Origin of the sequence: Rhodopirellula islandica (assembly GCF_001027925.1) — a bacterium.
Lineage (GTDB): Bacteria > Planctomycetota > Planctomycetia > Pirellulales > Pirellulaceae > Rhodopirellula > Rhodopirellula islandica.
The window spans coordinates 270495-285158 of record NZ_LECT01000054.1 but is presented as its reverse complement, the minus strand read 5'-3'; the positions used below and the strand labels follow the sequence as shown (position 1 = coordinate 285158).

The following is a 14664-nucleotide window of genomic DNA, read 5'->3' as shown; positions in this document are numbered from 1 at the left end:
GAATTCACTCTCCTGAACGCAGTTGGGGATGGGCTGAATGCGAGCGTTCAGCGAGAATGCCGGGGAGGGTTACGCGAAGACCGTCAAAACTTGAGGGTCGACACGGACAATGCGGCATTGTTTTTGGTTCTGCGCCACGCCCCAAAGGGGCAGCCCTACGATAGCCCCAGGCATCGCCTGGGGTTTCGTTACGAACGCTCCAACGCGAGCCCCAACGGGGCGGCCCTAACAGAGAGCCCCTCAAAAACGCTAGGACCGCCCCGTTGGGGCTTTGCAATCTTTTTCCCGCCGCACCCCAGGGCGTCGCCCTGGGCTGTGATAGGGCTGCCCCGTTGGGGCGAAGTCGTGGAACAGAACTTGCGCGGTCCAGAACGGTATCAACCCTCAAGTGTTGACCGTCCAGGCAATGCACGCCGCCTACCATGCCCGACCCTCACCCTCGCGTACGCCTGAACGGCGTCGCTCGACCTCTCCCCAAACTTCGTTTCGGGAGAGGTGCACCGGGCCGAAACCCACAAAGGATCTGCCCCATGAAGAATGAGAAACAGTCCCATCACCATCGCCAGGTGAGACCTGGCCTACTCGGAGAATTCTCATGTGCACACGACTGAGTCTGCTGTTTGCGGTTGTCTTTTCTTTGATGTTTGGCATCACCATGCCCACTGGTTCGCTGCAGGCGCAGGAAGACATGGTGATGGACATGTATGGAGGGATGGACATGGGAATGGGAAGCACGCCTCCTCCGTCACCTTCCAACCTCCCTCTCAAAGTCACGATTCTTCTCGGTCCCGACTATGACTTCGAGACCAAACCCTTCCTGACGGTTCAGGACGTCCTGAAGTGTTTCCCACCCCAAAACCACGGTATGGGAGGCGGCATGGGAGGCATGGGTGGCATGCCATTCTCCACCGTTCAATACCGCCAACCCACCTCCGGGTTGATCGACTTGGACATGAAACTTTCGATCCCCGACAAACCCGAGCGGCACGTCATCGCCCGCATGCCGGAGGGAATGAAAGAAGAAGACGTCGATTCTTGGAAACGAAAGATCCGCCTGAAAGCATTGCGATTTGGTTTGAACCGTGTGACGTTCCTGCCCAGTGACTTCAACATTCCCAAAGACCAAAGCAGCATTTGGTTGCAGGTCCCGGTTGGAAGTCAGACGGCGTTGAAATCCAACATGGAACAACACATCGCGATCGCGTTGGATTTGGCCGAGTCGTCCGAGACCAACGGCCGACGCCCCCGCATTGACTTGTTCTTCTCGCAAGAGCTGATGAACCGCAACCCGTTTGACCATCCCAACGGCGATCCGTTTGCCAGGGCGCCCTCTCCCGGCGCTCAACCAGATCCGTTTGCTGCCCCTGCGGCCTCCGACCCGTTTGGAGGGTCCCCGTCGAAAACCAATTCGTCGCCACAGTCATCGGATCCATTTGCAGCCTCCAGCGGAGCCGATCCATTCGCCGCTCAACCATCGAAGCGGTCCGCATCACCCGTCCTCGATCCTTCCCTCCAACAGGTCGCAGAGAAGACTCAGGAAATTCGCCAACAAATCGCCCGAGAACTCAAGCGTTTGACAGGCGCAGGCGAAGAGGAGGTGCCCCAAGCAAAAAATCGGATCAAGCGTCTGTTCATCGAGCTTGAAAGGGATCAGATCCGCATGAAGCAACTGCACATTCAGCAACTGGAAAAACAGTTGCAACAACTCAGTGAATCCATCCAAGAGCTCGGCCGCCCCGAATCGGTCGAGCAGCGAGCCCAAAAACAGCTAGAATTGATCGACAAGAGCCTGCAAGACACCCAGAATTGACCGTCGCCGGATTCGCCAATAATTCGGTGGGTGACACCGCCGTGCCTTCCGAATTCTGGCGAATCCGGCTACCTAGATTCGTAGGCCAGGTTGTACCTGGCAACACGTCCGATGCTTTGGAACAAAGCGAGGCGTGTGATCCAACATCGCTCGCGTGCGCACCGTGCCTCGGCGTTTCACCCATGCCAGGTGGAACCTGGCCTACGCAGCGACGACGTCTTAAACCGTGGGCAATTTCCACGGGGCCCGGTACTCGTAGTGCAGCATCTCGTTGGCGGCTTCGTCGTTGGTGAACCGCTCCGCCTTTGCATCCCAATCCAGTCGCTTGCCCAGCGTTTGCGAAATGTTCGCCAGGTGCCTTCCGAATTCTGGCGAATCCGGCTACCTAGATTCGTAGGCCAGGTTGTACCTGGCAACACGTCCGATGCTTTGGAACAAAGCGAGGCGTGTGATCCAACATCGCTCGCGTGCGCACCGTGCCTCGGCGTTTCACCCATGCCAGGTGGAACCTGGCCTACGCAGCGACGACGTCTTAAACCGTGGGCAATTTCCACGGGGCCCGGTACTCGTAGTGCAGCATCTCGTTGGCGGCTTCGTCGTTGGTGAACCGCTCCGCCTTTGCATCCCATTCCAGTCGCTTGCCCAGCGTTTGCGAAATGTTCGCCAGGTGACAGAACGTGGTGCTGCGATGACCGATCTCAATGTCAGCGTGACAGCGTTCACGCGACACCATGCAGTCCAAGAAATTGCGAGCGTGATTGACGGTCAGCACGTGATTGTTGGAAACCTCCGAACGAGTCTCCGGCTTGGCAAAGTTTTCTTGCTTCGAAAACTGACCGCGTCGTTCAGGAAGGATCTCGTACTGGCGTTCGGAAACGTACGCCGTTCCCTTTGTGCCGCGCAGTTCGATTTCGCCTGAGGCGAGCGTCGGGTTCATGCTGGTTTCGTATTGTCCAAAGACCGCCAATCGACCCGATGCGAATTGGAATGTCACCTCCATCGTGTCCGGGATCGTGCGGTCATCGTCGACACCAAAACGTCCGCCCATCGCACAAACGCTGGACGGTGCCTCTTCGCCCAGGCACCAACGAATCGCGTCGAGGTAGTGCACTCCCCAATTCCCCATTTGCGAACTGTAGTCCTGCCACCAACGAAATTTGTACGGGGCGATGTTGTCTTGATAGGGTTGCTCGGCCCGCGGGCCCACCCACATGTCCCAGTTCAGATGGGCGGGTGGCTTCGACGTGGGAAGCTTGCCGATGCCAGCGGGAGCCATGTTGCTGAGCCGGTACGCGCGTGACACGCAGACTTTCCCCAACAAATCATCCTGCACCCGCCCGGCCAATTCGTGATACAGCGGACTGCTACGGCGATGCGTGCCGACCTGCGTGACCCGGTTGAACTTGCGAGCGGCCTTGACCATCGCTCGGCCTTCGAAAATCGTCGCCGAGAGTGGCTTTTCGACGTAAACGTCCTTCCCCGCTTGGCAAGCCGAGATCATTTGCAAGGCGTGCCAATGATCGGGGCTGGCGATGACCACGGCATCGACGTCGGAACGTTCCAACAAATCACGGTAGTCACCGGTCTGAAAGACGCTGCCGCCCGCGGTTTCGCCTGCTTTTGCCGCGGCCGTCGCCATCGCTTGGGAATCCACATCACAGACCGCCACAGGCTGACAATCCTTGTGCTCCGCGAAGGCCTTCATCAATTGGCTGCCACGGTTGGCGACGCCGATGAACCCCAGACCGACGCGATCGTTGGATCCCGCTGCCTGGGCACGCGACAAAGCCGTTCCGGCGGAGAGCACAAATGTGGTCGCGGCTGTTTTTTGGAAACGACGACGCGAGACGGATTGCGACTCGGGGGTGGGATGGGGCTTTGGCATAATTTCCTCGCAGTGGGGACGAAAGGCGGGGGTGCGGGTGGGTCAGACATCTTACCCGGCCGGGGTGCCCAAGTGTCGCATTTCAGCACCTGACACCAACCCGGATTTGTGGGACGATGCCCCCGGAGTTTCGCCTCACGAACTAGCAATTCGCTGGAATCGTAGGGGTCGTTTCTCCGCTGACTTCGCACCCTCCCATTGATTCTTTCCAATCGACTCGTTTCGACAAAAGGATTGCTCGTGACCACTCGTATGCCCCGACCCTCAAGCCCTCGTTCTTCCCGCGGGGTTCGCCTGCAGGGCTGCTTTGGAATCGCTTTGGCCGGCCTGTCGTCGCTTGGCAAATCCGCCGCGGGTTTGGCCTTGCTCGGCACAGTCTTGCAGCCCGCCGTTGTCTCCGCGAAATCTCCCGGCAAGACCAGCCAAACGGTTGCCGACAAAGTCTCTGGCATCGACCAGTCTCTATTCAGCGCCACCGTCGAACCGGGCCAAAACTTCTACTTGCACGCCAATGAAGAGTGGCTGGAAAACACGCCGATTCCATCGGACAAATCCAACTACGGAATCTTCACGGTGCTGGACGACGCGACGCGGTCCCAAGTCCGAGCGTTGATCGAACAATCGGCTGAGACCAAAGCCGAGCAGGGCACGCCAGCCCAAAAGGTCGGCGATCTGTATCGCAGTGTGTTGGACCTCGACCAACGCAACGCACTCGGGCTCAAGCCTATCCAACCGGTTTTGGAGATCGTCGACGGATTGAAATCCAAAGACGAGCTCGGTGCCACGATCGGTCAACTGTCTCGCGTCGGCGTGGACGCTCCCTTGGGTGCCTACATCAGCGTCGATGCCAAGGCCAGCGACACCTACACGGTGTACCTGTCTCAGTCAGGTTTGACGCTCCCCGACCGCGACTACTACCTCGAAGACGATCCCCAATACGTGTCGGCCCGCGAAGCGTTGCAGGTATACGTCCAAGACATGCTGCAAGTTTTGTCGGTTGAGTCCGCCGATGAATTGGCACAGCAAGTCGTGGCCATCGAAACCGAACTGGCGAAGAACCAGTGGACCAAGACCGAGAATCGCGACCCCGAAAAAACCTACAACAAACTCACGCTCGCGGAAGTCGATGAGACGATCGCGGGCTTCGACGTCCCTGCGATGACCCATGCGATTGGCCTGACCGACCAAGACGCCTTTGTCGTCCGGCAGCCCAGCTACCTGAAATCTCTTGGTGATCTCTTCGCCGACCACAGCCTTGAAGCATGGAAAGCGTACCTGCAATTCCACGCGATCGATGCCTACGCATCCGCATTGACGGCAGACCTGGAACGACGCCACTTTGAATTCCACGACAAAGCCATCTCGGGAATCGATGAGCAGCAACCGATGTGGAAACGAGCGGTCGATTTGACCGGCAGCGTTTTGGGTGAGGTGGTCGGGCAACTGTACGTCGAAGAGCACTTTGCCCCCGAAGCCAAGCGTCGCATGAACGAATTGGTTGAAAACCTCAAACGCGCCTTCGCCGAACGCATTGAATCGCGTGACTGGATGAGCGAAGGCACCAAGAAACAGGCCCTCACGAAGCTTGGCAAATTCCACACCAAGATCGGCTACCCCGACGAATGGAAGGATTACAGCAAACTCGAAATCACGGCTGAGTCCCCCGCGACCAACCTGATCGCCGCGTCGATTTTTGAAACCGAGCGTCAACTCGCCAAGTTGGGTGGACCGATTGATCGCAACGAGTGGCACATGACGCCACAAACGATCAACGCTTACTACAACCCGACGATGAACGAAATTGTGTTTCCGGCTGCGATCCTGCAGCCCCCCTTCTTCAATTTGGCCGCCGACGACGCGGTCAACTACGGCGGCATCGGCGCCGTGATCGGTCACGAACTTTCGCACGGCTTCGACGACAAAGGCAGCAAGTACGACGGCGACGGGAACCTGGTGAATTGGTGGACGCCCAAGGATCGCGAAGAATTCGATAAGCGAGCCTCCGGTTTGGTCGACCAGTACAATGCGTTTCAACCGTTTGAGGACATGAACGTCAACGGCGAACTGACGCTGGGCGAAAATATCGGCGACCTGGGCGGCCTGAGCGTCGCTTACGAAGCCTATCGCTTGTCACTGGAAGGCCAACCGGCCAAGGTCATCGACAATTTGACCGGTGATCAACGATTCTTCTTGGGCTGGGCCCAGATCTGGCGTCGCCTGTATCGCGAACCCGAATTGCGGAAACGTTTGATCACGGACCCGCACAGCCCCAGCGAATACCGCGTCAACGGAATCGTCCGCAACATGGACGCTTGGTACGAAGCGTTCCGAATCGACGAAACCGACCCGCTCTACATCGCTCCCGAAGAACGCATTCGGATCTGGTGAGATCGCCGCGATTTTCAGAGCTCGGATGTTTCCCCAAGCTCATTCTCAGAGAAGGAGCCCGGATTCTTTTTCACGGCTCATCTCGTTCCGAGTGAGCAGGCGATGGTCGGTTTTTTGGTGACCAGAAGGCCAGGAAGCTCCCGAAGCGTGGTGACGAACCAGCCATTCTTCGTCGCTTACCTATTCTGACACCCCTTTCACCCAATCGACCGCCGAATCACCCCGAGGTGCTTGCCCCGCTGGCGAGCCTTCGATTCAACTCACCTTGACCAGTAAATTCCCGTGGGGATACCCTCTGCGGTTTGAATTGCAACCATTTTGTTTTTTGGACCCAACGATGAGCAGTAGCCCGTTCGAGATTTTTCGACGCAACCTCAAACCAATGATGGTCTTGTTGACTTTGTTGGCATTGTTTGCGTTCGTCGTCTTGCCTGCGTTGGACACTTACCTGCGGCGAGGAGGCGGATCCAATTCCGACCCAGTCGCGGCGGTCTATGACGGTGTCACGCTGACGCAGAGCCGCGTCGCCCGCACAACGCAGCAGCACCGTGCCATCGTCGGGTTCCTGAGCGATTTGGGCCAAGAAACGATCCGGCGTGGCGGAGTGCCACAGGTCCCTGGTTTTCAATACGACCAAGAATCAGGCCAGATCCAATCGCTCGGCATCGATGCAAATCCAAGCGAAGAAGCCACCATCAACACGATGCGGTTTTACAGCGAAGCCAGAAAAGCCGGTTTCGAGCTGGATGACACGTCCGTTCGCAACTGGCTCAGCCGCTACACCGATGGATTGCTCAGCGACAACGAAATCGGTTCGATGCTGATGCAGTTCACCAAAAACCAAATGGGTCCCATCCAACTGTACGAACAGTTGCGGATGCATTTGCTATCGGATCTTTACCAACGCAGTGCGATGGTGGGCCTGATGAACGGCCGCATGCCCGTCACCACCCCCTTGGCTCAGTGGCGAAATTTCCTGAAGACCAATCAGTCCGCCAACATCGACGCCTACGGCGTGCTGGTCGCCGAATACCTCGACCAAACCGATGAATCCCCCAGCCAGTCCAAGATCCAAGAGGTCTACGACGCTGGAAAGGATCTGCTGGCCTATCCCAACGACCAAAGCCCTGAACCCAAGTTCCGTCGTCCGGATTCGGCCGAGATCGAATTCGTCTTCGCCGACCTGAACGATTTCGTTGAACGAGAAAAAGCCAAGCTGACCGAAGAAGCCATCCGCGCCGAGTACGAACGCCGACTGGCCGGTGGCGATTTCCAAATGCCCGTCGAGGCAACCGAGGACGCCACCGCAGAACTCGAAGCGATGGAAATCGAAAACGCTGCGGAAGAAGCAGCCGAAGAAACAGCGGAAACGACCGAAGAAGAATCTCCCGCCACCGAAACCGAAGAAACGGTCGCGGAAGAAATGGTGGAAGAAACCACCGAAGCGGAAGCTGAAACCGAGCCCACCAGCGAAGAAAGCAGCGAAACCTCGTCCGAGGAACCCCCAGCGGAAGAGCCCGCCTCCGAAGAAACTCCTGCCGAGGAAACCACCTCAGAAGAAACCACCTCAGAAGAAACCACCTCAGAAGAAACCACCTCAGAAGAAACCACCTCAGAAGAAACTGGCTCCGAAGAAAGCACAGACGAACCGGCCAACGAAGACAGTTCCATGCTCCGCTCACGCGACGAAGCGGTTCAACTGGTCGCGTTCCAAGACGACGATGACGCCCCTGAAACTCCTGCTGACGCTCCCCCAGCCACTGAGACCAGCGACGACGAAATGGAACTGGGCGATGGATTGGATCTGGGCGACGAACCCGCCGAGACCAAACCCCAATCGTTCGAAGACGTTCGCGATGCGATTGCCACCGACATGGTTTCCGAAACCGCACGTCAAAAGCTGGACCAAACCATCACCGAAATGAACGCTTTGATGCGGGATTACTTCAGTGAAATGGCCGTCCACGAGAGCAACGTTGCGGTCGGCGTTTCGACCGCCGAAGAGGCTCCCACACGTCCGGACTTGAAGGCGATCGCAGAAGAAAAGGGACTCGGCTATGGCACGACTGGCTTGGTCAATCGTGTCTCCGTCAGTGAAGAGCCGATCGGCGAATCCTACGGGCTGGGCCAATCGCTGCAACAACGCGGTGCTCCCTACTACGCGATGATGTTTGGAGCCGCCATGCAGGACGGTTCGTCCATCCCTGCCCAACCAGCGTTCGCGCCCCAACGTTCGGTGGACCTCGAAAATGCGAAGTCGTATGTTTCCTGGAAGACCAAAGACATCGAAGCGTACACCCCCGAATTGGACGAGGTTCGCGAAGAAGTCATCCTGGCGATCCGCACGGAAGAAGCTCGCGAATTGGCCCAAGCAGCCGCCAGGAAACTGGCCGACTCCTTGACCGAAGGCAAGCAACTGGCTGACATCGTCCCGGAAGGCAAAGAAGACAACTTGCACACCGGACTGGGCCCGTTCAGCTGGCTCAACATGGTTGGCATGATGCAAACTTCGATCGGCAATGTCCCTGAACTGAACTCGGTCGGTGATGAATTCATGCGATCGGTCTTCAACACCGAAGTGGGCCAAGCCAATGTCGCCCCCAACGCACCACTCTCGGTCTACTACGTGGTTCAACCCACTCAGTTCCAACCTGAGATGGAGCAACTGCGTGAGCAATTCAGCCAGCCGCAACAGCGTTTCATGGCTCAGCTGATCGGTGACGACGGAGCGACCAACATCGTTCGTGGATTCTTTGAAACGATCAACGAACGAACCGGTTTTGAGATCAAACTGGGCGAAGACCGGTAGTGGTCTGCTAGGCCTAAAAACGAGTTACGGCCGTAGCGGAAGTCGTCAAGGCTTTCGGTTTTCCAGCAACCAACGAAACTCTTGACGAGTTCCGCTACCCTCAAATTGAGTTGGAACTGACCTCTACACTCGCTGCTGGCGTGCCAAGCGGTCACCGCGGCGATTGAACCAAGCGAACGCGAGTGCCGCCACAATCGCCGTGACCACTCCCGCGGCCGCGAGGGTTCCGATCCAACCAACGCCGATGGGATCCTTCGATGTTGGAGTTCGATCGCCCCAACGGCCCGCGATCAACAACGGCGCAAACTGCTTGCCGCCGTGCGAGGCCATGAAATCGGACTCGTAACTCCACAAGCGATAGAAAAACCCTTCCACCCGAACCGGCTTGGAAATCGTGCGTGACAGAGCGTTCTCCTCGGCCAGGAACGCGGGCAACTCGGCGGTCACCAACGTCACCGGATAACGATTTTGCATGGTGACGGTCTCGCCATCTTCTGTCGCAATCTTCAGTTGCACATTGCCCAGATCACCCATCGCGTCGATTTGGTAGTAATGGTCGCTGCCAACCTGCTGGGCCCGAGCATCCAACTCCACCGACACGCGGGTCCACCGGACTGTCTCCACATCGATCCGGATCCACTGCCCAATCCACTTCTGGGGCTCCTTCAACAGATCCGTTGGACTGACCTCCACCGCCGACGCTCGCATCGCAGACGCAATGGGCCCCAGCGGTTCGCTGCTGATGGGAATCGAACCGGCTTGATGCGCCGCCCCAATCATCGAGAAGAAAACCTGAGAGTCCGCGTCCATCAAAGGTCGGCGACTGAGCGACACAATCTCGGGCAATCGCGAGATGTCCACATCCAACTCGCTGAGCACCTGCCAGCCGAGTGACTCCGGTTGCACCGGATGCCAACGGAGATTTCCAGCCACGGCAATCGCCGGCGTCTTGTCGCCACCTTGAAGTGCAACCCCGATGCCCGACAACCGGTCGCCCACCGCAACCTGCTTTGGCAACGGCGCGGCAACCACCTGCCTTTGCGACCCCGCTTCATCCGCCAGAACCAATTCCATTAACTGACGCAGGCCCAAGAACTCCGTCAGCTCATCCGGAACGGCCACAAACTGAAACGACTCAATCTTTCCGTCGATCTCAACGGCATCGCCCACTGAAACAGATGATGGTGCCAACTTGGGGCGCCGCTGATCCAACGTGGATTCCGACAGCCGCTTCAACCGGAACACCAACTTGGCTTGTTCGTCTCTGGCCGCGTTGCCATTGCTGCCCGTCTGCATCCGATCGCCGAGTCGTTTCAGTCGCTCGACGTCAAACCCTGACAACAGGTTCAATAGCGACGAGTCACCTGCCCCGGTGCCATTCTCTTCCACACGGTCCATTGCGTCGGCCTGGGGCGCGACACCCCAAACCTGATTCACTGTCAACGACGAGAACCCCAACGCCAAACACGCCACCAGTGGCAGGGTGACATGATCTTGCTGGCGTCGGGCCCGCAGACGCCGGTGCGAGACCGCCGAACGCCACATCACCAAGACTCCGATGCCCACGCCAATCAAAGTCGCAATCACGACAATCATCCCCAAGGACAGCGGACGGGACTTCTCCTGCGACTGCACCCCCGAACCTTTCATCGGCACAGATTGAATCGCGGCCCCGACAACAGGGTTGCCGTTGGACCGGACTGCTTGCACATGCCCCACGACAACGGGCGTGAGCTCCACCCCGTCCGCGGATTGATACGAAAGCCGCTTCACAAATTCCCCCTCGACGACAATTGTCGGCAGCGGTGAATCCAGATCCACGGCACCGCTGGACGTTGGATCACTCACAAGGGCGGGCACCAATTCGCGAATTCCGCGGGGCAATTCAGGAACGATGACCAGCCAAGGCCGCAGGCTTCCGTCTTCGGGATGCAACCAACAATCCCAGTAGCGATCGATTCCCCATTGGTTCGCGTTGGCTTGGACGGAAACAATTCGCACTAACTTTCCGGTCGCACGCACCGTTCGGCCGCGGTAAACGTCGGGCTGCTGCAACAAAGGCAACACCCCCGTTTCCAGGACAGGCTCGAAGGGTGGCTCCGCTGTCCAAGCCTGCTGAGATCGGTGCAGCGCCAACGTCGCACACAGAGCGGGCTGATCCGCCGATCGCCAAACGGTTCCGTCGTCCACCTGAGCGATGAGCGAATCCTGCTCCATTCGGGTGGGAGTACGTTCGCCGTCTTCGAGCGTTTGGTCTTCTGAAAGAATTTGTTCTGCGACGGCAGCCTGAACCGTTTCCCACTCCGATAGAGCCTCTTGCGCGTCGGTTTTCTCGGCCAAACGCGAGGTTGTCTCCACTTGGACCGGGACCATCGTCTCGGGAAAGAAGATCGCATACACCCCAGGACGCGCCGCTTGCCTCATCACCATCAGGACCAATACCAACGCCAGCATCAACCGAAACAGCCGCCGGTAAGTTTGGGTGGGAAGGCCACCTCTCGCGCGTCGACGATAGAGATTGTCACGATTGATTTCGTTGGGGATACGCATGGTCACGCATTGGATTCGTGGACACATCCGGCCGCAAAAGGTTGCTCCCGGTACTTTCGCACTTTAATCTAGTCCTTTGCGATGCAACACAACCGCAAGGGTCGCGGCACCACCATCCGAAGCTCTTCTCCCATCTCGTCTGCACCCATTATGCCAGCACCGACTCCATCGTCTCGTCGCCGAACTCGACTAGCCATCCGGGTCGTTGCGGCGATGTTCTTCAGTTCCATTCTGCAGTCATCGTCCAACGTTGCCGCAGAAGGTGAACCCGCGGAAGAATTTTTGAAACGTCTTCGCTCGGCGGGCTACTACGAACTGGCCGATGTGTACCTGGATCGGTTGCCAAATGTCCCCGGCGTGGACCCCAAGCTGCTTTCCGCGATCCCGCTCGAAAAAGCACAGACGTCGATCGATGCCGCGATCGCCTCTCGCAGCACCAGCCAACGCGACCAAGCATTCGAGAAAGCGGAATCGGAACTGCAGGCCTACGTGAACGCCAATTCGTCTCACGAACGAGCCAGCGAAGCCCGATCGATGCTGGGCAAATTGCAAATGGTTCGCGCAGCCCAATACATGAGTGGGGAGCTGGATTCCGACAAGCGAACCAAGGCCAGAGAGACCTATGCCAAGGCCGCCAAAACCTTCAACGACATCCAAGCGGATCTGAAATCCAAGTTGGAAGGCATGCAGGGCGCCAAGATCGATCCTGCCAAGGATCCCGACAAGGCAGCTCTGCGAGACCAGTATCGGTTCGAGTACTTGCTCGCTCGCCAAAACACGGGCGAAGCTCAGATGATGGGCGCGAAGACGTTCGAAAACCCAGCCCAAGACGGCAAGAGCCTGCTCGAAAAAGCGCTCGTCGAGATGGTCGAACTGAGCGAGAAGTATGAGAAGTACATCATCGGTGCGTCCGCCTATCACAAACGCGGTGACATCGAACGCTTGCTGGGCCGAAAAGAAAAGGCGATCGAAAGCTACACGCGAATGCTGGAACAGCAGGACGCTGATCCGCTTCGTGAACCCAAGATCGGGGCCACGATCGGACTGATCAAACTCGCGCTCGCAGAAGACCCACCGAACTACAAAGACGCGATCCAACAAGGCGAAGAGTTTGAAAAAACCCTGCGGCCCAACGAGAAGCGGTTGCCGATTTCGCAAGAACTGCGGATCGAGCTTGCCAAAGCCTTCATTGCCAAAAGCAAGGACGAGAAAGACACCAAACCCAACGAACGAACACGAGCGACCAGCGACGCCAGGCAACTGCTCCTGTCGGCCAGAAAGGTGGAAGGTCCTCACGCCGACGAAACCCAAACTCTGCTGGCCGAACTCGGCGTGGCATCCAGCGATGAAACTGTGGAACTTCCCACCGCTGACGACCCAGCCAACTTTGACGAAGCCTTCAGCTCGGCGAACCAATTGGTTCAAACGACTCAGTTGTTGAGCGAACAACTTCAAAAGCTGCAAGCGGACCAAGCTCCCGCCGACCAAATCAAGGAAGTCGAAGACTCCCTCGTCAACGCGCGTCAGACCGGGGTGATCATCCTGCGGCGTGGGTTGTCGATGATCGATGCCGAATCGGACACCATGCAGGTCAACGAAGCCCGCAAGTTCTTGACCTACTTGCTGCAACAGGAAAGCCACTTCCGGGACAGCTTTGTGGCTGGCCGTTTCCTCGCTCAGAACGCTCCTGGAACTGACGCGGGGTTGGTCGGTGGCGTCTTGGCACTGGGGTCCGCTCAAAAACTGATCACCCAGTCCGGCGATCGCGAAGCCGAGTACTGGTTGAAGGAATTGCAATCCGTTGGCGATTACCTCGTTCGCATCTGGCCGGATGATCCCAAGGCCGCCGCTGCACAAGACATCATGGTGCGGTTGGCACTGAGCAACGATGACTTTGATGGCAGCCGAAAACTGATCGACGAAATGGCCGACGGACCACAAAAATTCATGCTGGCTCGGCTGCTCGGCCAATCGCTGTGGAACGACTCCATTCGCCTGATTTCAGAAGAGAAACCAGACGAATCGCAAGCACAAATGAACGCCGCCGCCAAGGAACTTCGAAAGGGACTCGACGGGATCTCAGGTGGCTTGGTGTCGATGGAAGCATTCCAAGCGGCGCTCACCCTGGCCAAGATCCAAGTCCGAACCGATGCCCCCGATGCTGCTGTCCAAACACTGGACCACCCGAAATTCGGCCCCATCGCAAACCGATCGAAGATGGACAAGCCCTCCACTTCCATGATTTCCGATTTGTATCGCACGGAACTGCAAGCGGTGGTTGGGTTGATGACAACCAGCGACGAAGGCACGGACAAGTTGCTTGACCGTGCGGCGGGCGCAATCGATGAACTTCGTTCGAATGCCCAGGGAGCCGACGGCGAGAAACGTTTGGTCAGCACGTTCGTGTCGCTGGCAAACGACATTCGTCAACAACTCGACACGGCACCTCCGGCCAAGAAGACCAAACTCGTCGATGCGTTCCAGGTCTTCCTGACTCGCATCGCTGATTCGACGGACGACAAAGCGACCCTGCAATGGGTTGGCCAGACCCTGATGGAACTTGGTGAGGCCACCATGGCCCCGGGTCAAAAGAAAGCTGATGGTCAAGCCGCCGCGTTGCTGACGTCGGCTGCCGATACTTTCACCAGTTTGAAAGATCCTTCCGAAGCAGGCCTGACCAATCGATTCTTACTGGGCAAGACACAACGCCTGCGAGGCGAGTATTCGGCGGCACTCAATGAACTGGAAAGCGTTCTGAAGCAAAAATCGATGATGCTGGACGCACAAAAGGAAGCCGCGCTCACGTACGAACAATGGGCAGGCGAGTTGCAACCCAAATTGGCCGGTCGAGCCTACAAGTCCGCACTCAGTGGAGGTCGCCCTGGACCTGACAAAAAGAACACGATTTGGGGCTGGGGCCGTATCAGTCAACTCACTCAGCGAAACGAACAGTTCCGAGACATCTTTTTCGAATCTCGCTACCACGTCGCTCTGTGCCGTTACCTGCAAGGCAAATCGACGAACAGCGACGCCATCGTGGAACAAGCCATTCGGGACATCACCGGACTGGTTGTCCTGTATCCCGAAATGGGCGGGCCGGAACAAAAGCAAAAGTTCGACGCGTTGCTCAAACAGATTCAACAAGCCGCTGGGCAACCCGCGACTGGCCTGAAGTGACGTTCCATGTCAATTCCATGTCCGGGGTAGCGAAACTCGTCAAGA

Annotated in this window: 7 protein-coding genes; 4 read left to right on the top strand and 3 right to left on the bottom strand. The window is 57.6% G+C overall.

Translation table 11 applies throughout. From position 1 onward, the window contains the following. Positions 1–595 precede the first annotated feature (595 nt). Entirely contained in the window at positions 596–1810 is a 1215-nt protein-coding gene (locus RISK_RS26985) for a hypothetical protein (RefSeq protein ID WP_047817415.1), read from the top strand. Positions 1811–2029: 219 nt separating this feature from the next. Here the strand turns inward: RISK_RS26985 and RISK_RS33735 are convergent, their stop codons facing one another. Beyond that, positions 2030–2155 (bottom strand): hypothetical protein, encoded by a 126-nt coding sequence (locus tag RISK_RS33735; RefSeq protein ID WP_390173971.1) that lies wholly within the window; start codon positions 2153–2155, stop codon positions 2030–2032. A gap of 187 nt (positions 2156–2342) precedes the next feature. Next, a complete protein-coding gene (locus tag RISK_RS26980) occupies positions 2343–3695 on the bottom strand; it encodes a Gfo/Idh/MocA family protein (protein ID WP_047817414.1) in 1353 nt (450 codons plus the stop codon). 198 nt (positions 3696–3893) lie between these two features. Here RISK_RS26980 and RISK_RS26975 point away from each other — a divergent pair, with 198 nt between their 5' ends. Together RISK_RS26975 and RISK_RS26970 are read left to right on the top strand one after the other, a co-directional pair. After that, positions 3894–6083 (top strand): M13 family metallopeptidase, encoded by a 2190-nt coding sequence (locus RISK_RS26975; RefSeq protein ID WP_047817413.1) that lies wholly within the window; start codon positions 3894–3896, stop codon positions 6081–6083. Between the two features lie 337 nt (positions 6084–6420). Then, positions 6421–8892 carry a hypothetical protein gene (locus RISK_RS26970; protein WP_236696751.1) on the top strand — a complete coding sequence of 824 codons (2472 nt, stop codon included), beginning with the start codon at positions 6421–6423 and terminating at the stop codon, positions 8890–8892. A 123-nt stretch (positions 8893–9015) separates the two neighbouring features. Here the strand turns inward: RISK_RS26970 and RISK_RS26965 are convergent, their stop codons facing one another. Further along, on the bottom strand, positions 9016–11469 hold the full coding sequence (locus RISK_RS26965; RefSeq protein ID WP_047817411.1) for a hypothetical protein: 2454 nt from the start codon (positions 11467–11469) through the stop codon (positions 9016–9018). 186 nt (positions 11470–11655) lie between these two features. Here RISK_RS26965 and RISK_RS26960 point away from each other — a divergent pair, with 186 nt between their 5' ends. Then, positions 11656–14619, top strand: coding sequence for a hypothetical protein (locus RISK_RS26960; protein ID WP_047817410.1), 2964 nt, complete (start codon positions 11656–11658; stop codon positions 14617–14619). Positions 14620–14664 lie beyond the last annotated feature (45 nt).